Here is a 22,218-nt window from a genome sequence, read left to right as displayed (position 1 = left end):
CCTGCCGGGCGGCCGTTCGGTGCGTCCAATATCGATTCGCTCACGATCGATAAACGCGAACTATTGAATCGCGGTAGCATCGCGCTGACCTGCCACGATAGACCGTGTAAATCGTTGGATAGTGCCCTCGTCTTGGACACCCGGGGTGCGCTGGGGTCACAGTGATGGCCAAGGCAGTACCGCACAGAATCCGAGGAGTCGCCACATGTCCACCGCTTCGGCATCTCCGAACCCGACGGGCCTGATCGACGGCATTCACCTCGTGGTGGACGCGCTGAAGGCCAACGACGTCGAGACGATCTACGGCATCGTCGGCATCCCGATCACCGACCTCGCACGCGTCGCGCAGGCTTCGGGGATCCGCTACATCGGTTTTCGACAGGAGACCTCGGCCGGCAACGCCGCGGCCGCCGCCGGATTCCTCACCCGGCGCCCCGGCGTCTGCCTCACCACGTCGGGGCCCGGCTTCCTCAATGCCCTGCCCGCGCTGACGAACGCCACGACGAATTGCTTTCCCATGATCCAGATTTCCGGCTCCAGCGATCGGGCGCTGGTGGATCTGCAGCGCGGCGACTACCAGGACATCGATCAGCTCAGTGCCGCAAAACCGTTCGCCAAGGCGGCCTATCGGATCGGCCGGATCGAGGACATCGGGCGCGGCGTCGCCCGTGCCATTCGCACCGCGGTCTCCGGGCGGCCCGGCGGCGTCTACCTGGACATCCCGGGTGAGATCCTGGGCCAGGCGATGGACGCCGCCGCCGCGGCGGGCACGGTCTGGCGGGTGACCGATCCCGCACCCCGGCAGTTGCCGGCGCCGGACGCGATCGACCGCGCGCTGGGCGTGCTGGCCCAAGCGCAGCGGCCGCTGATCGTCCTCGGCAAGGGTGCGGCGTATGCCCAGGCCGACAACGTGATTCGGAAGTTCGTCGAGGCCACCGGCATTCCGTTCCTGCCGATGTCGATGGCCAAGGGCCTGCTGCCGGACTCACACCCGCAGTCCGCCGCGGCCGCCCGCTCGCTGGCGATCGCGCGCGCCGACGCGGTCCTGTTGGTCGGCGCGCGCCTGAATTGGCTTCTGGGCCATGGGGAGTCACCGCAATGGAGCCCGGAAGCCAAATTCGTGCAGGTGGACATCGCCGCGTCCGAGTTCGACAGCAACCAGCGGATCGATGCGCCGCTGGCCGGCGACATCGGCTCGGTGATGTCCGCGCTGTGTGACGGCGTGGCCGCACGCCCGATCACGGCGCCGCCGGACTGGATCGGCGAGCTGACCGAGCGCACCGCGCGAAACGACGCGAAGATGAGCGAGCAACTGGCCGAGAATCCGCACCCGATGCGGTTCTACAACGCGCTCGGCGCGATTCGCACTGTGCTGCAGGACAACCGCGACGTGTATGTCGTCAACGAAGGAGCCAACGCACTCGATCTGGCCCGCAATGTCATCGACATGGAGCTGCCGCGGCACCGGCTGGACACCGGGACCTGGGGCGTGATGGGCATCGGGATGGGCTATGCCATCGGCGCCGCCGTCGAGACCGGCAAGCCAGTGGTCGCTATCGAGGGTGACAGCGCATTCGGCTTCAGCGGCATGGAGATCGAGACCATCTGCCGCTACCGGCTGCCGGTGACCGTCGTCATCCTCAACAACGGCGGTGTTTACCGTGGCGACGAGGCGACGGCCGGCGCGGCGACAGCGGGATCCGATCCGGCCCCGACCGTGCTGAGCGCCCGGGCGCGCCACGAGCTGCTCGCGGAGGCGTTCGGCGGCAAGGGATATCACGTCACCACCCCGTCGGAGCTACGCGCGGCGCTGAGGGAGGCGATCGGCTCCGGGGCGCCGTCGCTCATCGACTGCGAACTCGACCCGGCTGCGGGCGTGGAGAGCGGGCACCTGTCCAGCCGGAACCCGGCGAGCGCGGCCACCCGACCACCGGCAGCGGTCAGCGCCGGCGGGTAAGCCCCAGCAATTGCGCGTCGAAAAACTCGTTCAACGAAAGCCGTCCGGCGGACGCGGCCAGCGCGCGGGCGATCGGCGATCCGGGTCCGCCCGAGTTGGTGGCCAGGGCGACATCGGCTTTGAGCACCGGATCGACCATCTCCACCGCGCGGATGTCCGGCCCCAGCGGCGATGTCCACAGCCACGTGTGCGGCACGATGGATGCCCAGTTGCCCGCCGATGCCTGCGCGAATAACGATGCGACGGAATCTGTTTCGACCTGTGGGTGGACGGTTATCGAATGGTCGGCGAACGCTTTGTCGATGATCTGTCGATCGCGCATGTCGGGGGTGAGCAACGCCAGCGGGAGCTGCGCGGCCTCCGCCCAGGTCATTGTCGCCGCACCGGATCCCACCATGTCCGCGGGCGCTAACAGCACATAGCGCTCCTGGTATAGGGGAACCAGGTTCACCTCGTGCACCTCGTCGGGCGCCGCATGCACGATGGCGGCATCGATCTCGAACTCGCGCAGGCGCCGGTACAGTTCGGTGGCCGCCAGCCGGGACAGGATGTGCACCTTCACCAGCGGGTGCGCCGAACAGAACGACGAGAGCACCAGTGACGCGGTCGTCGACGCGGTGGGGACGGTGCCCAGCCGCAGGGTTCCGGTGATACCCGAGCGCACGGCGTCCACTTCGGACTTGAACGCGTCGTGCTCGGCGAGAATCCGCCTGGCCCACACCACCAACCGCTCGCCTTCGGGCGTGAGGCCCTCGAAGCTGTGCCCGCGGTTGATCAGCGTGACGTTCAGTTCTCGCTCCAGCTTGGCGATCGCGGCCGACAGCGCCGGTTGGGAGACAAAGCATTTCTCGGCCGCCCGGGCGAAGTGCCGCTCGGAAGCGACGGCGACGAAATACTCCAGTTGACGGAAGAGCACCCGCACTCCTCGGGTTCGGGCTCGGCGTTGGGCGCCGATCCCGCTGAGGCTAACTCGTCGCCGGCGGGCGGGCCAAGCCGAACGTTTGGGCCACGACTTTTGCGGCTATCCCCATGCGTTCGGACAATTGGGTGGGCCGGCGGATCGCAGCCGCGAAAACCGCGGCATCCCTGCCGGTTTCACGCAATCGCGGCCCGAGTTCGGGCGACGGTCGCGGATTGCGGCCCCGCGCGCCATCACCCATCCCGCCCGCGCTCGACGCGGTTGAACCCAATCGATAATCGAATTGCGGCCCGGGGACCGGACCGAACTGTCATTGTTTGCTGAAACCAGTGATCAGTGGGTAGGCAGTAGAATGTCGGTGTGTTGGTCGCACCATCTCGAAGGGTGGACGCTATGCGTCGAGGTGTTCGTTATCTATTTGTTATGGTCGCGATCACGGCTGTGGTCCTGGTTGTGCCGGTCGGCCGCAGCACCGCCGCCGCGCCGCTACCGCAACCCAACCCCGGGGTTGCCTCGATTTTGCCCGCTGACGGCGCCGTGGTGGGCGTGGCCCACCCGGTGGTGGTGACGTTCACCGCCCCAGTGGCCGATAAGGCCGCGGCCGAACGGTCAATCCATGTCACGTCGCCCAGCGGTACACCCGGACACTTCCAGTGGGTCCAGAGCACGGTCGTGCAGTGGGTGCCGAACCACTACTGGCCCGCCCACACGCACGTGTCGGTCGGCGTGCAGGCCCTGTCGACGGGCTTCGACACCGGCGATGCGCTCCTCGGCGTAGCCAGCATCTCCAAGCACACCTTCACCGTCAGTAGAAACGATGAGGTGCTGCGCACCATGCCCGCGTCGATGGGCAAGCCCAGCCGTCCCACCCCGATCGGCAGCTTCACCGCACTGGAAAAGCAGCGCACCGTGGTGATGGACTCGCGGACCATCGGTATCCCGCTCAGCTCCCCCGAGGGATACAAGATCACCGCTTCATACGCCGTTCGCGTCACCTGGAGTGGCGTCTACGTGCACTCCGCCCCGTGGTCGGTCGATTCCCAGGGCAACGCCAACGTCAGTCACGGCTGCATCAACCTCAGCCCCGACAACGCGGCCTGGTACTTCAACCAGGTCAACGTCGGCGACCCCATTGAGGTCGTGGCCTGAGCGTCAACAACGTAGCCGCGGCGTTCCCGCCAACTCAGCGCCGCGCATCCGTCATGTGACGACCGTCACAACCATTGAACGGAAGCGTGGCCCACGGGGGTTCGTTCAGGTAGACGAACGATCGTCAACGAGAGGCGGGCCATGACCGACCACGCGACGCGCGCGAAAGTTAGCTCTACAGGCCCGATCAGCGCGGCACGCCAACAGGTAGCCGACCGCATCCGCGACCTGGACGCCCGCGACGCGGAGTTCCGCAGCACCAAGCCCGATTCCGCCCTGCAGCTCGCTGCACGCGAACCCGGCCTCCGGCTGCCGCAGATCCTGGAAATCTTCGCCGAGGGCTACGCCGATCGGCCCGCACTGGGCTGGCGGGCCCGCTCGTTGACCACCGATCCCGCCACCGGCCGGACCAGCGCGCAACTGCTGCCCCGGTTCGACACCATGACCTACCGCGACTTGTGGGCCAACGTCCGCGCCATCGCCGGCGCATGGCGACAAGACGCCGCCAATCCCGTTGCGCCCGGCGACGTCGTCGCCACCGTCGGTTTCGCGAGCGCCGAGTACCTCACCATCGATCTGGTCTGTGCCTACCTCGGACTGGTGGCCGTTCCGCTGCAGCACAACACGACGGCCTCGCGGCTGAGGCCGATCGTCGAGGAGGTCGAGCCCTCGATATTGGCGGCCGGTGTCGGTTATCTCGACCTCGCCGTCGAAGCGGCACTGGGTAGCTCGTCGTTGCGGCGGGTCGTGGTCTTCGACTACCGGCCCGAGGTCGACGACCAGCGCGAGGCCGTCGAACGCGCGCAGGCGAAGCTGACGGGCGCCGGCGTCACGGTCACCATCGAGACCCTCGACGGGGTGATCGAGCGCGGGCGGACCCTGCCGCCGGAGCCGATCTTCACCGGCGACACCGACGAGCGGCTGGCCATGATCATGTACACCTCAGGCAGCACCGGATTGCCCAAGGGCGCCATGTACACCGAGCGGATGCTGTGCCGGCTGTGGACCACCGAACTGATGCCCGACTTCACCGACACCCCGGTGATCAACGTGAATTTCATGCCCCTCAATCACCTGGGCGGGCGGATACCGCTGTCGACCGCGTTCCAGGCGGGTGGAACCAGTTACTTCGTCCCGGAGAGCGACCTGTCCACCCTGTTCGACGACTGGAACCTGGTGCGCCCCACCGAGATGGGGCTGGTGCCGCGTGTCGCGGAGATGCTGTACCAGCGCTACCAGAGCGCGGTCGATCGATTCGAAGTCGCGGGCGCCGACACCGGCGCGGCGCAAGCACAAGCCCAGGCCGAGCTGCGCGAGCAGGTGCTCGGTGGGCGAATCGTGACCGCCTTCTGCGGCACCGCACCGCTGGCGGCCGAGATGCGTGGTTTCATCGAAACCTGCTTGGGTGTACACGTTCTCGATGGCTACGGGCTGACCGAGGTCGGCATGGTGACCAAGGACGGCCGGATCAACCAACCGCCGGTGCTGGACTACAAGCTCATCGATGTTCCCGAGTTGGGCTACTTCCTCACCGACAAGCCTTATCCGCGAGGCGAATTGCTGGTGAAGTCGCTGACCGCCACGCCCGGGTACTTCAAACGGCCCGATGTCACCGCCAACGCCTTCGATCCCGAGGGCTACTACCGCACCGGTGACGTGATGGCCGAGTTGGAGCCGGGCCGGCTCGCCTACGTCGACCGCCGCAACAACGTGCTGAAGCTGGCCCAGGGCGAGTTCGTCGCGGTGGCGCGCCTGGAAGCGGTGTTCTCCAGCGCGGCCCTGGTACGCCAGATCTTCGTCTACGGCAACAGCGAGCGGCCCTATCTGCTGGCCGTGGTCGTCCCGACCGACGACGCGGCGGAGAGGTTCGCCGGCGATGCCGACGGCCTGAAGGCCGCCCTGGGCGAATCCCTGCGCCAGTCGGCCAAACTCGCCGAGCTGCAGTCCTACGAGGTACCCGTGGACTTCGTGGTCGAGACAGAGCCGTTCAGCGAGGACAACGGTCTGCTCTCCGGGGTAGGAAAGCTGTTGCGGCCCAAGCTCAAAGAGCACTACGGCGCCCGGCTCGAACAGCTGTACGCGGAGTTGGCCGAAAATCGGGTGACCGAATTGCGCGCCTTGCGCGAAGGCGCGGCCGACCATCCGGTGATCTTCACCCTCAGCCGCGCCGCCGAGGCGCTGCTCGGCCTGGCCGGCGGGCCACCGGCCCCCCACGCGCTGTTCATCGAGCTCGGTGGCGACTCCCTGTCGGCGTTGACGTTCTCCAACCTGCTGCGTGACATCTTCGATGTCGAGGTGCCCGTCGGAATGATCACCGGCCCGGCGACCGACCTGAGCCAGCTCGCGGAATACGTTGAATCCGAACGCGAATCGGGGTCGCGACGGCCGACCTTCGCAACCGCGCACGGGCGGGGCGCGACGCAGGTCCGCGCCGCAGACCTCACGTTGGACAAGTTCATCGACGCGGCCACGCTGGCCGAGGCCCCGGCGCTGCCGCGCGCGACCGGCACGCCGCACACCGTCCTGCTCACCGGTGCCAACGGCTACCTCGGACGCTTCCTGGTCCTGGAGTGGCTCGAACGGCTCGCCGAGACCGGCGGAAAACTCATCTCCATCATCCGGGCCGCGGATTCGGCGGCCGCCACCAAACGCCTCGAGACCGTCTTCGACAGCGGCGATCCACAGTTGCTGGAGCGCTTTCGCACGCTGGCCGCCGATCACCTCGAGATCATTGTCGGCGACATCGGTGAGCCGAATCTTGGCCTGGAGCAAGGCACCTGGGAGCGCCTCGCGCGGAGTGTGGATCTGATCGTGCATCCGGCCGCACTGGTCAACCACGTGTTGCCCTACGACCAACTCTTCGGCCCCAACGTGGTGGGCACCGCCGAGTTGATTCGCCTGGCGATCACGACACGGATCAAGCCCGTCACGTACATGTCGACCGTCGCGGTGGCCCTGTCGGTCGATCCGGCCGCGTTCGCCGAGGACGGTGACATCCGCACCGTCAGCGCGCTGAGGCCGGTCGATGACAGTTATGCGAACGGGTACGCGAACAGCAAGTGGGCCGGCGAGGTGCTGCTGCGCGAGGCACACGACCTGTGCGGCGTGCCGGTCGCGGTCTTCCGGTCCGACATGATCCTGGCGCACAGCCGGTATGCCGGACAGCTCAATGTTCCGGATGCGTTCACCCGCTTGCTATTCAGCTTGCTGACCACCGGTATCGCGCCGGCCTCCTTCTACCAGACCGATCCGCGGGGAAACCGTGCGGTCGCCCACTACGACGGGCTGCCCGCCGACTTCGTGGCCGAAGCGGTGACCACGCTCGGCGAACAGATCGCCTCGGCCGCCGAGGAATTCGGCACCTACCGGTCCTTCGACGTGATGAACCCGCACGACGACGGCATCTCGCTGGATGTGTTCGTCGACTGGTTGATCGCCGCCGGGCACGACATCCGGCGCATCGAGGACTACGACGAGTGGCTGGGCCGGTTCACGACCGCCCTCCGTGCCTTGCCCGACAAGCAGCGCCAGCATTCGGTGCTGCCGTTGCTGGACGCCTACCGGAAACCGGAGACCCCGCTGCGCGGTGCCCCGGCCCCCACCGACGTGTTCCGCAACGCCGTGCGGGCGGCGAAAATCGGCGCGGCCGAAGACATTCCGCATCTGTCGGCGGCGTTGATCGACAAGTACGTCGCTGATCTGGGCTTGCTGGGGTTGGTGTAACCGCTACCGAGCTAGCCGGGCAGCCCGGCCTTGACCGCGCCATCCTGCTTGCGGGCGATATCGAGGGCGACGGCCGGATCGGTCGGGTCCGTCGGCGCGCTGTCGAACTCCAGGGTGACCAACGCCTTGCCTTCGGTGAAGACCAAGACCGCCATCGCCTGGGAGTTGTCCGGCGAGGGGCCCGAGATCGTCACCCCGTGGGCGCCGACGGCGAGCGGTTGCCAACTGCCGGTCACCTTGCCGTTGTAACTGCCTTGGGTGGAAGCCAATTCGGCGGCGGCCGCCGAGGGATCCGCGGCGACCGTAATGGTGTCCCACAGCCGCCGGCTGCTGTCGGCGTTGGCGAACAGCTGGGCAACCCCCGGCGCGTTGTTGGGGTTGAGCATGGGCGACTGTGGCGCGGTGAGACCGCCGCCCACGTCGTTCGGCTTGATCAGCAGGAAGCCGTAATCCGACGGTTGGCCCGAGGGCGGCCCGGTGACCACGCTCGTACTGGTCGAAGTGACGGCGGTGCTCGAGGCCGACGGGGGCGCGGCCTTGTCGGCGCCGCCACATCCAGCGCTCGCGGCGGCGGCCACGACGACGGCAACGGCCCAGGCGGCGATGCCGATCCGATCAACTTGCACGCATGTTCCTTCCACGTGTCATCGGTATCCGGCTTTCCCCGCGGCTCCCGACGCCGCCGGCGGAATGCTGTTATGAACCAGGCGTTGCTACGAACATAAGCCCACTCGACGTCTGCTGGGTAGCACTTCGGGTGCCTATGCTGGCGTGGGTAAGAGCATCCTCGCGCGGAAGGAGATCGGCATGACGGCTGCAGCGGCGCGCGCAGTGCGGTTCGACCGTTACGGGGGGCGCGAGGTGTTGTACGTCGCCGACATCGAGATGCCCTCCCCCGGGCCCAACGAAGTCGTCGTCGAGGTTCGAGCCGCCGGCATAAACCCCGGCGAGGCCGGCATCCGGGTCGGGGCGATGCACGAGATGTTCCCGGCCACCTTTCCCTCCGGCCAGGGCAGCGATCTGGCCGGCGTCGTCACCGCCGTGGGACCCGGCGTCACCCAGTTTTCCGTCGGCGACGAAGTCCTGGGGTTCAGCCTGCGACGGTCCAGCCACGCCACCCACACCGCGGTTCCGGTGAACCAGTTGATCCACAAACCGGCCCAACTCAGTTGGGAGGCAGCAGGTTCGCTGTATGTGGTCGGGGTGACCGCCTACGCGGCCGTTCGCGCGGTCGCTCCCCAACCGGGTGAGACGATCGCCGTGTCGGCCGCCGCGGGCGGGGTGGGCAGCCTGGTCGTGCAGCTCCTGGTGCTGCGCGAGGCGCGGGTGCTCGGCATCGCCGGGCCCGGCAACGCCGACTGGCTGCACGCACATGGCGTCAGTCCGATCGCCTACGGTGACGGGCTGGCCGAGCGGCTGCGCGAGGCGGCGCCGGATGGCATCGACGCATTCATCGATCTGTTCGGCCCGGACTACGTCCAGCTCGCCGTCGATCTCGGCGTGGCACCCGAACGGATCGACACCATCATCTCGTTCCAGAAGGCGGCGGAAGTGGGTGCCAAAACCGAGGGCAGCATGGAGGCCTCGACGCCCGAGGTGCTCGCCGAGATGGCCGACCTGATCGTCTCCGGCGCCATCGAGTTCGACATCGCCTCAACCTATCCACTGGACCGGGTGGCCGACGCGTATGCCGAGCTGGAGCAGCGGCACACCCACGGGAAAATCGTTCTGCTGCCCACTAACTCACAGTGAGGCGGCCGGCCCGACCACACCGGCCTGTACGATTTTTATGATGACGAAGGCGACGGCCACCACCAGGTAGCCCCGCAGGGTGAACAGCCCCGCCCGGCGCATCGGTGACATCGTCGGCCGATCGAGCAGCGCGAGGTTCGGCGTCTGCCAGCCGGCCCGGTCCTGGCGACGTACGGCCCGCCGCTCGGCACGCGTCAGCGACGAAGCCTCGTCGAGTTCGTCGACCTCCTCCGGGTCCAGGCCGCCGCCGAGCGTGCGCACGATGGCTTCGGCATCGGTCAGGTTGCGGTGCCGCCGGCCGACGACGATCATCAGAGCGCCGCCGATGACGCCCAGCACCGCTCCGCCGGCGAGGCCCTGCTCGAGCGTGGCGGTGGACAGGTCCGGGAAGAAGGTCGCGGCCGTCAAAGCCAGCGACAGCAGCACCAGACACCACACGATGGTCCACGCAATGATGTTCTGCCGCACCGTGTTCACCCACGGGCCCAGCACCGCCCGGTCGTTGCACAGCAGCACCAGAAAGACGGTGGCCGAGGGAAGCAGGACACCGGCGAGCGCCTGCACGCCCTGCGTCACCAGGCCCAGGATGTGGTCGGGGCTGAAGGAGACCGCCGCCGAAACCCCCAGCAGTATCGCGTAGCCACCGTAGAACAGCGGGGCCTCGCTGATCTTCCAGTGCAACGAGTGCCGCTTGCCCATGGCATCGCCGACCGCGTAGGTGGTCGCCAGGCCGACGGCGTTGGCGCCGATCAGCGACGCGTCCAGCAGGATGATCGCGAACAGCACGCCCAGCGTGCCGCCCGAATGCTTCGACAATCCCGCGGCGACAGCGCCCGCATCGGTGAAGTGACCCACGTCGGCGGTGCCGGTCAACCCGAACGCCGCCACAGACATCAACGCCGTGGCGCCGACCATGACCACGACGATTCCGATGGCCAAATCCGCTCGGCCGTAGGGGATCCAGCGGGCGGTAATGCGCTTGTCCACCACGTTGGACTGCTGGAAGAACAGCTGCCACGGCGCGACCGTGGTGCCCACGATCGCGACCACCAGGAGCAGCACCGTCGAGTTGAGGCCACCGGGGAACTGCGGGATCAGGCCCGCCACCGTCGCTTTCGGGGTCGGATGGACCAGCCACACCATCGGGAAGATCAGCACGTTCACCGCAATCAGCAGGAACATCAACCGCTCCCAGCGGCGGAACGACCCGCCGGCCACCACCGCGAACAGCAGCACCGCCGCGGCCGGGACGGCGACGATTCTCGGGCAGCCCAGGTACCCGAGAGCCAGTGAGACGCCGATGAATTCGGTCACAATCGTCAACGCGTTCAGCACCAACAGATCACCGACGCTGAAGGCGCCCCAGAACTTGCCGAACCGCTCGAATATCAAGCGCGCGTGCCCAACCCGGGCCACCGCACCAAGCCGCAGCACCATCTCCTGATTCACGTAAAGCACCGGGATCAGCAGTGCCAGCGTCCACAGCAGCCCCATGCCGTAGTTCTGGCCGGCCTGCGCGTAAGTCGCGACGCCGCCGGCGTCATTGTCGCCCACCATGACGATCAGACCGGGTCCGGTGATGACGGCCAGTGTGCGCAGGCGGCGCCAACGGCCGCTGAATGCCCCGTACCCCTCCCCGTCGCGCCGGATCCGCCCGAAAGCGCCGACGATGTCGCCGACGTGCGCGGAATCCAGCACCGTCGGGCTTTGCGCCTCGGGGCGTGCGTCTTCCGGCGCGGCAGCGGTGAACCCCGGGTCGCGGCGGCCGCCGCCGGTGTCGATCGAAGTCATCGAATCCTCGCTATCTCGAACCGTTCTCACTCCGCGGTGAGGCAGTCGTGGTTGCGGCACTCAACGCGCCTGCGGCGACGGGCGGCGCTGTGACGCCCGTCGCCGAGGCAGTGGTTCAGCGGCGGTCGCTGCCGGAACCCGAGGCGTGGCCACCCAGCGGTGCGGTGACCATCGCGATCGGCATCCTCGACACGTACAGGTTGGCCCGCTCCTGCGGAGTCAGGCCGGCCTGCAGGTGAAACCTGTTGGCCAACAACCGACCTGCGCGCAGCATCGAGCGTCCGCGCATCCGGGAGGCGGTGGAAAAACGGTGCGTGATAACAAAAGCCATGATCTTCTTCTCCTGACGGAGGCCCGATCGGCATCGGCACGGCGTCTCAGCCGCGCAGCACCAGGAGAGGTCAGGCGGTGAAAGAAATGCCGGAACCGGATCGGGGCAAAACGGAATACGGATACGGACTATCGCCGGGACTCATCTCGCCCTCACCTCCTCACGGCCAAGACACACGCGGGTGTCACCACATTCACCTGAACGAAAGAGGCAGGAATGACCCGCGACACCTGCCGCGGGTCGCACCCCTCTCGTCGGAGCTTCGGCACTGCACGGCGTATCCGGAACATTCCAGAAGCCACTTGGGCTCAACCCTTGGGTCCGGGAAGAGCTGTCCTGACCCGGGGCGTCTCTCGACGTTCGGGGTCAGTGGCCTGTATCCATGCAGACGCCTCACCTACCGAGGTGCTTGCAGGGTACATAGTGACACCGCGGTCGCGGGCCCGTCAAACGCGCGTCCAACGCTTAACGGATCCCTGACGCCCGGCGCGGCTCTCCCAGCGCCCGCCCAGGCTGCGCGCCTAGGCTCGAGGCCATGACCACAACGTTGCAGGATGCCCGGGTCGCTTCGACGCTCGATCGCATGTACGCCGAGTCGAAAAGCCAGATGTCGCTGTTGCGCGAGCGGCGCGGCACATTCGATCGCCCGATGACCGCACAGGAGCGGGCCGAGGCGATGAGCGAGTTCTACATCCCGGTGACACCGGAAGCCGGCCGGCTGCTGTATTCACTGGTACGCGCCACCCGCCCGGCGACCATCGTCGAATTCGGGATGTCTTTCGGCATTTCCGCCGTACACCTGGCCGCCGCGGTGCGCGACAACGGCACCGGCCGGGTGGTGACCACAGAACTCAGCGATACCAAGATCGCCGCGGCCAAGCAGACTTTCGCCGAGACCGGCCTGGACGATCTCATCACCATCCTCGAAGGCGACGCGCTGTCCACCCTGGCGGACCTGGCGGGGCCGGTCGATTTCGTCTTGCTCGACGGCTGGAAGGACCTGTACCTACCCGTGCTCGAACTACTGGAACCGCGCCTGTCACCCGGTGTGCTGGTCATCGCCGACAACGCCAGCTCGGCCGACATGGCGCCCTATCTGGACCGGGTGCGCAACCCCGATAACGGCTACGTGAGCTTCAACTTCCAGGTTCGCGACAGCGACAGCATGGAAATCAGCTGCCGCACAAGCGGTTAGGACTACCTCAGCGATTCCTCGAGCCACGGCGTCAGCCACTTCACCCCTTCGGGGGTGAGGTGGACGCCGTCGCTGCGCACCTTGATGCCGTCCACCTTGGCGGTGTAGACACCGTCGGGGCACAGCTTCTTGTTCAGGTCGAGGATCGCGACGTTCGGGTGGTGGCTGACGGTCTTGCGCAACATGGTGTTCCACAGGTTGACGCGGTCCGGCTGGTCCTCCGGATACAGCCGGCCGTCCGGCTTTTCACCGCCCCGGCTGTAGGGGACTGTGGCGACCACCACGTGGACACCGGTGGCACCCACGATGGTCAGCGCCCGTTCGAGCTCGCCGTTGAGGTAGGCGTCGAACGTCGGGTCGCCGATGTGGGTCCACTGGCCCTCGTTGACCCGGTCCACCGTTTCCCAGCGGCCGATGACCAGCAGCGCGACGTCAGGCTGATCCTGGCTGACCTGCCTCGACCAGCGAATCGGCCAGCCGTCGCATTCGGATCGTTGCTCGAGAGTCTGACCGATGTAGCGATACGGCGTGCCGCGCACCAGGCTGCATCCGATGACGGTGTGGTCGAGGAACGTGAACCCCGGCGTCGGGGGCAGGTAGTGCATCCAGGTCCACCCGATCGAATCACCGAACACCGAAACGGTGAACGGCCGGTTCGCATCTCGGGGCCGGCCGGCGCCGGGCGGCGACGGCGAGATCGCCGCGACCGCCGAGACGCCCGGCGGTAGGCCGACCTCGCGCAGACCGGGCCCGGTGCCAACCGGGACCACCAGCAGCGTCACCGCGGCGGCGCTGGCGACGGTCGCCGCCGCCAGCGGCAGCAGCGGTACCCGCGCCGGGCGCCAGCGCCGGATGGGTTGTTCGAGCAGCCAATACGATGCCGCGGCCAGTACCAGCGTGGCGCCGCACCGCGCGGCGAACAACGGCAGCCCGGACCATCCGGTGCGTTCGCCGTTGAGCGCCAGGAAGATTGGCCAATGCCACAGGTAAACCCCGTAGGAGATGGTTCCCAGCCACACCAGCGGGCGCAACGCGAGCACCCGGGCGACGAGGCCGCGCTGCTCCAGCGCGACGGGCGCGATCACGATCACCGCCGCAATCGCGACCCCGATCAGCAGGCCGTGCCGGAATTCGCCGCTGGCGCCGGTGGCGTAGTGCGTCGCCGCCGCCAGACCCGCCAACCCGAGCAGCGGCAGGACGCGGGCGACCCGGCGCCCCCATCGGGTGCGGATCATGCACCAGCCGCGGTTCATCGACGGCCAGTCCCGAACCAGGAGGGCGGCCGACGCGGCGCCCACCAGCAACGCCTGCGCGCGGGTGTCGGTGCCGAAGTAGATCCGATCGCGGGTGCCATCCGACGTCATGACGATGGCGAGCGCAGCCGAGGCCAGTGCCCCCACGATGGCGATCAGGAACGTGGCGAACCGCACACCGCCGACGGTGGCCCGGGTCGAGCGGCGCCTGGCGCGGGCGGCGAGAAGCAGGGTGACCGCGATGAGCAGCACCGGCCAGACGAAGTAGTACTGCTCCTCCACCCCGAGTGACCAGGTGTGCTGTAGCGGCGAGGGCGGCGCACCCTGGGTGAAGTAGTCGGTCTTCTGGGCGACGAACCGCCAGTTCGCCATCCACACGAAGGCCGCGATGGCGTCATCCCGCAACCCGGTCAGCGACCGGTCGGGCAGCAGTTGGCGGGCCGCGGCCACGGTGAGCACCATCAGCACCAGCGCGGGCAGCAGTCGCCGGGCGCGGCGGATCCAGAAACCGGTCAGCTCGATACGGCCGGTGCGGCCCAGCTCGTCCAGCAGCAGCGAGGTGATCAAGAATCCACTGAGGACGAAAAAGATGTCGACGCCGATGAATCCGCCGCTGACGCCGGGGATGCCGCCGTGCCCGATCAGCACCAGCGCAACCGCGATCGCGCGCAGTCCGTCGAGTGCCGGGATCCCACTGGCCCGCTCCGGCCGGTCCCAGATCGCCAGCCGGCCGACGCGGCGGATGGGGGCGACCCATCGGGGCCGAGTACGACGAGCCGGTGCGGGGTGAGACCCGCCCGGCTCGGTGCTTGCTGTCAGCGCGCCGTAACTACCATCTCGCCCGGCGCCATGGTTGATGCCGATACGTCGCTGCCCCTCCTGTTGAGTTCAGCAAGCCAGCCTAGAGGCGGGCGCGCACGATCAGGTGGAGGACACGCGAGGTGTTTTTCGCCGCGCTGCGTTCGGATTTCGGTCCGGCGCGTCAGGCCTTGTCAGGCGCGTAGCCCAGGGTGCTCTTGACTTCCAGGTACTCCTCGAAGGCGAAGGCGCTCCACTCGCGGCCGTTGCCGCTGCGCTTGTAGCCGCCGAATGGCGCGTTCATGTCGAAGGCGTGATTTATGGTCACCCATCCCGCACGGATCTTGCGGGCCACCTCACGAGCCTTGTCCAGGTCGGCGCCCGAAACGTAGCCGGCGAGGCCGTATTCGGTGTCGTTGGCGATCTCGACGGCCTGGTCCAGGTCGTCGTAGCCGAGAATGCACAGCACCGGCCCGAAGATCTCCTCGCGCGCGATCGTCATGTCGTTGGTGACATTCGCGAAGACGGTCGGCTTGACGTAGTAACCCTGGTCCAACCCGTCCGGGCGGCCCGGGCCTCCCGCCGCCACGGTCGCGCCCTCGTCGATGCCCTGCTGGATCAGGCGCTGCACCTTCTCGAACTGGGCCCTCGACGCCACCGGGCCGATCGCCCTGGCATCGTCGGGGTTACCCACCTGTACTTGCTCGGCCACCGCACGCGCGAGGGTAATCGCCTCGTCCATCCGGGAATTCGGCACCAGCATGCGCGACGGCGCGTTACAGCTCTGCCCCGAGTTGGGCATCATGTTGGCCACGCCGGCGCTGACGCTTTCGGCGAAAGCACTGTCGTCCAGAACGATGTTGGGGCTCTTGCCGCCGAGCTCCTGGGTCACGCGCTTGACCGTCGCGGCGGCGTTCTTGGCCACCTCGATGCCGGCGCGCGTGGAGCCGGTGAACGACACCATGTCGATGTCGGAGTGGGCCGCCAAGGCCGCGCCCACGCCCGCGCCGTCGCCGTTGACCAGGTTGAACACGCCCGCCGGCACGCCGGCGGCGTCGAGGACCTCGGCGAAGAGGTAGGGCGAATACGGCGCCACCTCAGACGGTTTCAAGACGACCGTGCAGCCGGTTGCCAGCGCCGGGTAGACCTTGACCGCGACCTGGTTGATCGGCCAGTTCCATGGCGTGATCAAACCGCAGACGCCGATGGGCTCCTTGGCGATCAGCGTCTCCCCGCGCTGCTCTTCAAACGGAAAGTTCTTCAGCGCGTCGATGGCCGTCGTCAGGTGGCCGATCCCCAGGAAGACCTGCGGCCCCGCGGCCAGCGAGGGCGGCGCGCCGATCTCCTCGGTGATCGCCGCGGCGATGTCGCCCGCCCGCTTCTGGTATTCCGCGAGGATGGCCTGCAGCAGGTCCAGGCGCTGTTCGCGGGTGCTCAATGACCAGCCGGCGAAGGCCCGCCGGGCGGCCTGCACCGCCACGTCGACGTCGGCCGCCGAACCCAGCGAGATCTTCCCGGAAACCTGCTCGGTCGCCGGGTTTTCCACGTCGAAAGTGTTGGGCCGCACCGGGTCGACCCATTTTCCGTCGATGTAAAACTTCAAGTATTCGCGCATGACATCGATCCCTTTCTTAGCGATGTGGGCTTACTGAGTGCCTTCGGCGTACCAGGTCCGGAATCGGTCGTACTTGGGCATCTCCTCGGAGTTGGCCTTGGGGTCGATGCACACGTGCACCACACCGACTTTGCCACTGGCGTAGGCGCGAGCGATCGCCGGGCCGATCTCCTCTTCTTTCTCGACGTACTCACCATGGCAACCGAAGCCCTCGGCCACCTTGTCGAGGCGGACGTCCTTGCTCCAGTGCACGCCCGGCTGCGGCGACGGCTGGGAGAACGTGCGCTTGTACACGCCCACCTCGAGGCCCCACTGGTGGTCGACGCCCACCACGCACACCAGCGGAAGGTTCTGCCGGGCAGCGGTTTCCAACTCGGCGATGTGAAACAGGAACGCCGAGTCGCTGGTCAGCAGCATCACCGGGCGCTTGCCGCCCTCGGCGACCGAGGCTCCGACCGCGTACGGCAGGCCGGTGCCGAGGTGGCCGAAGTTCTGGTTCCAGATGACGTCGCGCGGCTTGGACTGCGAGTAGGTCCACTGGAAGATCACGGTCGCGCCGCCGTCGCGCACCATGATGCCGTCCTCGAGCTCGTTGAACGCATTGGTGGCCTCGACGACGTAGCGCGCCGGGTGGATCGGCGAGCGTCCAGACGGTGCTGATTCCGCCATGTCCGCAAGCTCTTTCGCGTCCTTGTCGATCAGGGCCTGCAGCGCGGGCGCGGGTTGGCGCGGAGAGTCTTTGAGCGCGGAGACCAGCTGTGGCACCACACCGCGCAGATCGCCGACCAGTGCGACGTCGACCGGGCGGTTCACCCCGATCGCGGTCGGGTCCTGCTCCACGAGCACCCATTTGCGGCTCGCGTCGTTGCCGGCCCAATGCTGGGTGCGGCCGTAGTGCATCGGCTCACCGAGTTCGGTACCCAGCGCGACGCACAGGTCGGATTCCTCGACCGCCTCGTTGGCGGCCGGGGAGAACAGGTACGGGAAGGTCCGGTCCTGCAGACCCGGGATGTAGGACGTGCCGCCGGAGGTCTGGATCACCGGGCAGGCCATCAACTCGGCCAGTTCTTTGACCTCCTGTTGGGTCCGGGACGTGTGCACGCCGTGGCCGACCAACAGCACCGGGCTCTTGGCCTCGCGGATCAGCTTCACCGCCTCGGCCACCTCGCGGGTGCCGGCGCCCTGGTTGACCAGCCGGTAGGCCGACGGGCTCGGCGCTTCGGCGACGTCGAGTTCCTCAAGGATGACGTGCGACGGGAATTCAACGTAGGACGGGCCCGGGGTGCCGGACATCGACCTGCGGATGGCCTCGTGGATGATCTCGTCGGTCTGGTCGGCGTACTCGATCGAGCTGCTGTACTTGACCGAAGCGGCGAAAAGCGGTTCCTGCTGCACGAATTGGATTCGTCCGCGCCGGACCCGACGCTCGGTGACCCGGGCCCGCTGCCCGCCGAGGAAGATCACCGGCGAGTTCTCCACCAGCGCGCACTGGATCGCTCCGGCGATGTTGGCCATGCCCGGGCCGAGGGTGCCGATGCACAGGCCGGGCTTGCCCGTCATGCGCGACGCCGCCTCTGCCATGAACCCGGCGCTCAGCTCGTGGTGCGGCGCGACCACGGACCATCCACGGGCGTCGGCCTCGGCGAACATGTGCACGAAGTTCGGGTCGGGGATACCGAAGATCGTATTCACGCCCTCGGCCTCGAACAGGTCGAGGATGCGTTTGTAGACTGGGACGGCCATTGTGGGAAACTCCTTCATTCACAAGGTATTTCGTTGGGTAAGCGTTATCCCGGGTTCGCATCGACGGCGAGACCCAGCTGGTCGAGGATCTCCGCGGTATGGGCGCCGAGCTCGGGCGCGGGCCCGGCGACGCGGCCCGGTGTCTGGGAGAACCAGGTGGGTACGCCGGGGAAGCGCACCGGCCCGTGCGGGCTGTCCACCGTCTCGAACATGCCGACGGCGTTGAGATGCGGGTCGTCGAATAGCGCACCGGGCGTGTTCAGCGGCGCGGCCGGAATCTCGAGTTCGCGCAGCAGCTGCAGCCACTCGGCGGTAGTCCGCTCCTTCATGGTCTCGGCGACCAGCCCGTAGACGGTATCGATCTCACGGGCTCGCTGCTCCAGGGTCGAATACAGATCGCTGGCCCACGGCGGCTGAACGGCTTTCATGAAGGCGTTCCAGTGCTTGTCGTTGTAGATCAGCGCGGCGATGTAGCCGTCGCTGGTGCGGTACGGCCGGCGGTTGGGCGCCACGGTGCGCGGATACACCGCCGGCCCCAGCGGGGGGTCGAACAGGGCACCGTTGGCGTGTTCGACGAGCATGAACGAGGCCATGGTCTCGAACATGGCAACCTCGACTTCTTGCCCCTGTCCGGTGCGCTCGCGGTGGAACAGCGCCATCGTCGTCGCGTACAGCGCCGTCAGCCCGGCGATCTTGTCGGCCATGATGGTTCCGACATAGTCCGCCTCGCCGGTCAGTTGCTGTTGCACCGCCGGCAGGCCGCATTCGGCCTGGATCGTGTCGTCGTAGGCGGGACGGTCGTGGTCGGGCCCGCGTCGCCCGTATCCGTAGCAATTGGTGTAGACGACAGCGGGATTGATCGCGGCGACGTCGTCGTAGCCGAAGCCGAGCTTGGCGATCGCCTTGGCGCGCATCGAGTGGATGAACACGTCGGCGGTCTCGATGAGGGCGCGCAGCGCGCGCGTTCCGGCATCGGTCTGCAGGTCAAGCACGATGCTGCGCTTGCCGCGGTTGACGTTGACGAACACCCCGCTCATTCCGGGCGCCGGTCCCACCGAGATGTAGCGGGTGTTATCCCCCTGCGGCGGTTCGACTTTGATCACGTCGGCGCCCATGTCGGCCATGATCTGCGTGCAGTACGGGCCCATCACCATCGCGGTGAGGTCGATCACGCGCACACCGGCCATCGGGCCCGTCGAGCTAGCCATTGAGCGCTCCTTGATCGGTTGAGCGGTGAGCCAGTTCGAAGCTGTAGCGGATGTGCTCGTTGTGTCCGTCCGGGACGACCGGAAAGATGAGCGGCGCCTCGACGTACCGAATCGCATCCAGGTGGCTGCCGACCTCCTCGATGGTCCACGACGGCCGGCTCACCCCCGGGCTCTCCACGATGACCGCCCGCGCCACGCGACCCGCCAGCGCGATGAACAATTCGCCGGTCACCGAACAGGTTTCGTGCGCGAGCCAGCCCACGACCGGCGCGACGAGCTCCGCGCCCATCGGCGGGTAGGCCGAGGTATCGATGCCTTCGGCCATCCGCGTCACCGCGGCCGGCACGATCGCGTTGCATCGCACGCCCTCAGCGGCGCCTTCGAGCGCGACGACATTGGACAAGCCGATCACGCCCGCCTTGGCGGCCGCGTAGTTGGCCACGTTGTGGTTTCCGTACAGGCCGCCGATCGACGACGTCAGCACGATGCGCCCATAGCCCGCCTCGCACATCAGCGGAAAGGCCGGCCGCACCACGTGGAAGGCGCCACGCAGATGCACATCGAGCACGGCGTCGAAATCCTCGTAGCTCATCTCCTTGAGCGAGCCGCGGCGGACGTTGCCGGCGTTGTGAATCAGGATGTCGATGCCGCCGAAGTAGTCGACCGCCGTCTGGATGATTTCCTGCCCGCCTTCGCGGGTGGCCACCGAGGCGCTGCATGCGACCGCCTCTCCCCCGGCCGCGGTGATCTCGGCGACCACCTGCTCGGCCGGCCCGTCGTCGGCCCCGTCACCGTGAAGGTTGCCGCCGGCGTCGTTGACCACCACCTTGGCCCCGCGCGAGGCCAAGAGCATGGCGTAGGAGCGGCCGAGCCCGCGGCCGGCTCCGGTCACCACGGCGACGCGGTCGTCAAACCTTGCGACCGTCATGCGTCCAAGACCAGACCTTCCAGGTCGCCCCTGGCGCGCCACTCGGCGAGCAGGTCACCGAAAGCGTAGAAGCCCGGCGAGTAGAAGTCGCCGAGGAACGCACCGTTGTCTTTGGCGCCACCCTGCCCCTCGTTGTTGTAATAGCCAGGGGTGCAGGACATCTCGAATGCCGAGTTGTCGATCGCGAGTTCGGCGACCGTCCTGACCCAGCCGTCCTGGCCCTCCCGGCTGGGTTCGACGGTGGTCGCGCCGCGTTTCTGCGCCTCGGCGATGATGTAGGCGATGTGCTCGGCCTGCTGCTCGAACATCGCGGTGGTGTTGGCCGAGACGCCGCCCTGGATGAAGCCGGTGAAGAACTGGTTGGGGAATCCGCGGGTGGTCATGCCGTGCAGCGTCTGGTACCTGTCGTGCCAGTAGTCGAACAGCGACAGCCCGTCTCGGCCCTCGATGACGTCGACCGCGAAGCGGCGACTGATCTCCGTGGAGATCTCGAACCCGCTGGCGAATACGACGCAATCGACCTCGTACTCAACGCCGTTGGCGACAATGCCCTTCTCCGTCAGGCGTTCCACGCCCTTGGATTCCGACACGTCCACCAGCGTCACGTTGGGCAGGTTGAACGCAGGCAGGTACGTCTCGCTCGAACACGGCCGCTTGCACATGAAGCGGTAGTACGGCTTGAGCGCCTCGGCGGTGTCGGGGTCGTCGACCAGTGCGGCCACGCGGCGCCGCAGCCGCTCCATGATCTTGTAGTCCTCCTCCTCCCGTATCGCCATGATCTCCTCGACTCCCAGCGAGGCGGGATCCGGGCTGGCGGCGATCCGGGCGGTCATGTTGCGGCCCAATTCGGTCCAGAAGTCGCACACCAGATCCGGTTCGCCGAAAACCACCCCGACAAACGGTGACCAGTTGTGGAAGTTGCGCTTGCGCTCCTCCTGCCAACCGGGCCGCAGGGCCGCCGCCCAGGCCGGGTCGGTGGGCGTGTTGGCGCGCATGTCCACCGACGACGGGGTGCGCTGGAACACGAACAGCTGTTTGGCATCCCGGCCGAGATGCGGAACCAGCTGTACGCCGGTGGCGCCCGTGCCGACGAGCGCGACCCGCTTGTCGGCCAGCTTGTGCAGGCCGCCTGTCGAGTCGCCGCCGGTGTAGTCGTAGTCCCAGCGCGCGGAATGGAACGCGTGGCCGCCGGCGTCCAGATACTCCTTGATACCGGGGATGCCGGGCAGCTTTGGCTTGTTGTACGAGCCCTGCGCCATCACCACGAACCGCGCGCGAATGTCGTCGCCGCGGTTGGTGATCAGCCGCCAGCGCTTGCTGTCCTCGTCCCAGCGCATGATCTCGACCTGCGTCGAGAAGATCGCGCCGTCGTAGAGGTCGAAGTGCTTGCCCATGGCCTGGCAGTGCGCGAAGATCTCGGCGCCGTCGGCGAACTTCTTGCTCGGCACGAAGCCGAGTTCCTCGAGCATCGGGATGTAGCAGTAGGCGTCGTTGTCGCACTGGATGCCCGGGAAGCGGTTCCAGTACCACACTCCGCCGAAGTCCCCGGCCATGTCGATGATCCGAACATCTTGCACGCCGGCCTTTTTCAGGTAGGCGCCCGACAACAATCCGGCGAATCCGCCGCCGAGGACGACCACCTCGATGTCATCGTGGATCGGGTCGCGGTCGGCCACCGGCGTGTACGGGTCCACCTCGTAGAGGTCGGCCAGGTCACCGTCGAGTTCGAGGTACTGCGCGCCGCCGTCCTTGCGCAGGCGCTTCTCCCGCTCCTGGGCGTAGCGGGCCCGCATCGCGTCGATGTCGACGTCCTGCGGTACGTCGGTGGGTCCGCAGGGCGTGTCAGCGGTGGTCAT

Annotated in this window: 15 protein-coding genes and 1 riboswitch; of the genes, 5 read left to right on the top strand and 10 right to left on the bottom strand. The window is 67.5% G+C overall.

What is annotated here, in order from left to right; translation table 11 throughout:
- The first annotated feature begins 205 nt into the window (after positions 1-205).
- Positions 206-1,957: an oxalyl-CoA decarboxylase gene (oxc, locus tag A5708_RS14615; protein ID WP_065029309.1), complete on the top strand. Its 1,752-nt coding sequence runs from the start codon at positions 206-208 to the stop codon at positions 1,955-1,957.
- On the opposite strand, the gene A5708_RS14610 is transcribed toward oxc, so the two are convergent.
- Positions 1,941-2,873 carry a LysR family transcriptional regulator gene (locus tag A5708_RS14610; RefSeq protein ID WP_065029393.1) on the bottom strand — a complete coding sequence of 311 codons (933 nt, stop codon included), beginning with the start codon at positions 2,871-2,873 and terminating at the stop codon, positions 1,941-1,943. The two genes, oxc and A5708_RS14610, sit on opposite strands and share 17 nt — an antisense overlap.
- A 396-nt stretch (positions 2,874-3,269) precedes the next feature.
- On the opposite strand from A5708_RS14610, the gene A5708_RS14605 reads away from it, so the two are divergent.
- On the top strand, positions 3,270-4,025 hold the full coding sequence (locus tag A5708_RS14605; RefSeq protein WP_065029308.1) for a L,D-transpeptidase: 756 nt from the start codon (positions 3,270-3,272) through the stop codon (positions 4,023-4,025).
- Between the two features lie 141 nt (positions 4,026-4,166).
- Positions 4,167-7,748: a carboxylic acid reductase gene (gene car / locus A5708_RS14600; protein WP_331250443.1), complete on the top strand. Its 3,582-nt coding sequence runs from the start codon at positions 4,167-4,169 to the stop codon at positions 7,746-7,748.
- Between the two features lie 11 nt (positions 7,749-7,759).
- On the opposite strand, the gene A5708_RS14595 is transcribed toward car, so the two are convergent.
- Positions 7,760-8,374 (bottom strand): hypothetical protein, encoded by a 615-nt coding sequence (locus tag A5708_RS14595; RefSeq protein WP_065029307.1) that lies wholly within the window; start codon positions 8,372-8,374, stop codon positions 7,760-7,762.
- A 181-nt stretch (positions 8,375-8,555) separates the two neighbouring features.
- Between A5708_RS14595 and A5708_RS14590 the strand changes: the two genes are divergently transcribed.
- On the top strand, positions 8,556-9,500 hold the full coding sequence (locus tag A5708_RS14590; RefSeq protein WP_065029391.1) for an NADP-dependent oxidoreductase: 945 nt from the start codon (positions 8,556-8,558) through the stop codon (positions 9,498-9,500).
- Here A5708_RS14590 and A5708_RS14585 read toward each other — a convergent pair.
- Both A5708_RS14585 and A5708_RS26850 read right to left on the bottom strand, forming a co-directional pair.
- A complete protein-coding gene (locus A5708_RS14585; RefSeq protein ID WP_065029306.1) occupies positions 9,492-11,291 on the bottom strand; it encodes an NRAMP family divalent metal transporter in 1,800 nt (599 codons plus the stop codon). The genes A5708_RS14590 and A5708_RS14585 overlap by 9 nt on opposite strands.
- 115 nt (positions 11,292-11,406) lie before the next feature.
- Positions 11,407-11,622, bottom strand: coding sequence for a hypothetical protein (locus A5708_RS26850; RefSeq protein ID WP_155766031.1), 216 nt, complete (start codon positions 11,620-11,622; stop codon positions 11,407-11,409).
- Positions 11,623-11,861: 239 nt separating this feature from the next.
- Positions 11,862-12,034: riboswitch (M-box (ykoK) riboswitch) on the bottom strand.
- A gap of 123 nt (positions 12,035-12,157) precedes the next feature.
- Here A5708_RS26850 and A5708_RS14580 point away from each other — a divergent pair.
- Positions 12,158-12,817, top strand: coding sequence for an O-methyltransferase (locus A5708_RS14580; protein WP_065029305.1), 660 nt, complete (start codon positions 12,158-12,160; stop codon positions 12,815-12,817).
- A gap of 2 nt (positions 12,818-12,819) precedes the next feature.
- Here the strand turns inward: A5708_RS14580 and A5708_RS14575 are convergent, their stop codons facing one another.
- From A5708_RS14575 to A5708_RS14550, 6 genes are all read right to left on the bottom strand, one after another.
- Complete coding sequence (locus tag A5708_RS14575) at positions 12,820-14,814, bottom strand: acyltransferase family protein (protein ID WP_065029304.1); 1,995 nt, start codon at positions 14,812-14,814, stop codon at positions 12,820-12,822.
- Between the two features lie 238 nt (positions 14,815-15,052).
- Positions 15,053-16,483, bottom strand: coding sequence for an aldehyde dehydrogenase family protein (locus tag A5708_RS14570; protein WP_065029303.1), 1,431 nt, complete (start codon positions 16,481-16,483; stop codon positions 15,053-15,055).
- Positions 16,484-16,513: 30 nt separating this feature from the next.
- The gene (locus tag A5708_RS14565) at positions 16,514-18,226 is read right to left on the bottom strand and encodes a thiamine pyrophosphate-binding protein (RefSeq protein WP_065029302.1); all 1,713 of its coding nucleotides are present in this window, start codon (positions 18,224-18,226) and stop codon (positions 16,514-16,516) included.
- A gap of 44 nt (positions 18,227-18,270) precedes the next feature.
- Positions 18,271-19,413, bottom strand: a complete 1,143-nt coding sequence (locus A5708_RS14560) for a CaiB/BaiF CoA transferase family protein (protein ID WP_065029301.1) — start codon at positions 19,411-19,413, stop codon at positions 18,271-18,273.
- A gap of 13 nt (positions 19,414-19,426) precedes the next feature.
- Positions 19,427-20,362, bottom strand: coding sequence for an SDR family NAD(P)-dependent oxidoreductase (locus A5708_RS14555; protein WP_065029300.1), 936 nt, complete (start codon positions 20,360-20,362; stop codon positions 19,427-19,429).
- Complete coding sequence (locus A5708_RS14550; RefSeq protein ID WP_065029299.1) at positions 20,359-22,218, bottom strand: flavin-containing monooxygenase; 1,860 nt, start codon at positions 22,216-22,218, stop codon at positions 20,359-20,361. Before A5708_RS14550 ends, A5708_RS14555 begins: the two co-directional genes overlap by 4 nt.

Origin of the sequence: Mycobacterium colombiense, assembly GCF_001672755.1 — a bacterium.
GTDB classification, from domain to species: domain Bacteria; phylum Actinomycetota; class Actinomycetes; order Mycobacteriales; family Mycobacteriaceae; genus Mycobacterium; species Mycobacterium colombiense_C.
This window is presented reverse-complemented; position numbering and strand designations above follow the sequence as displayed.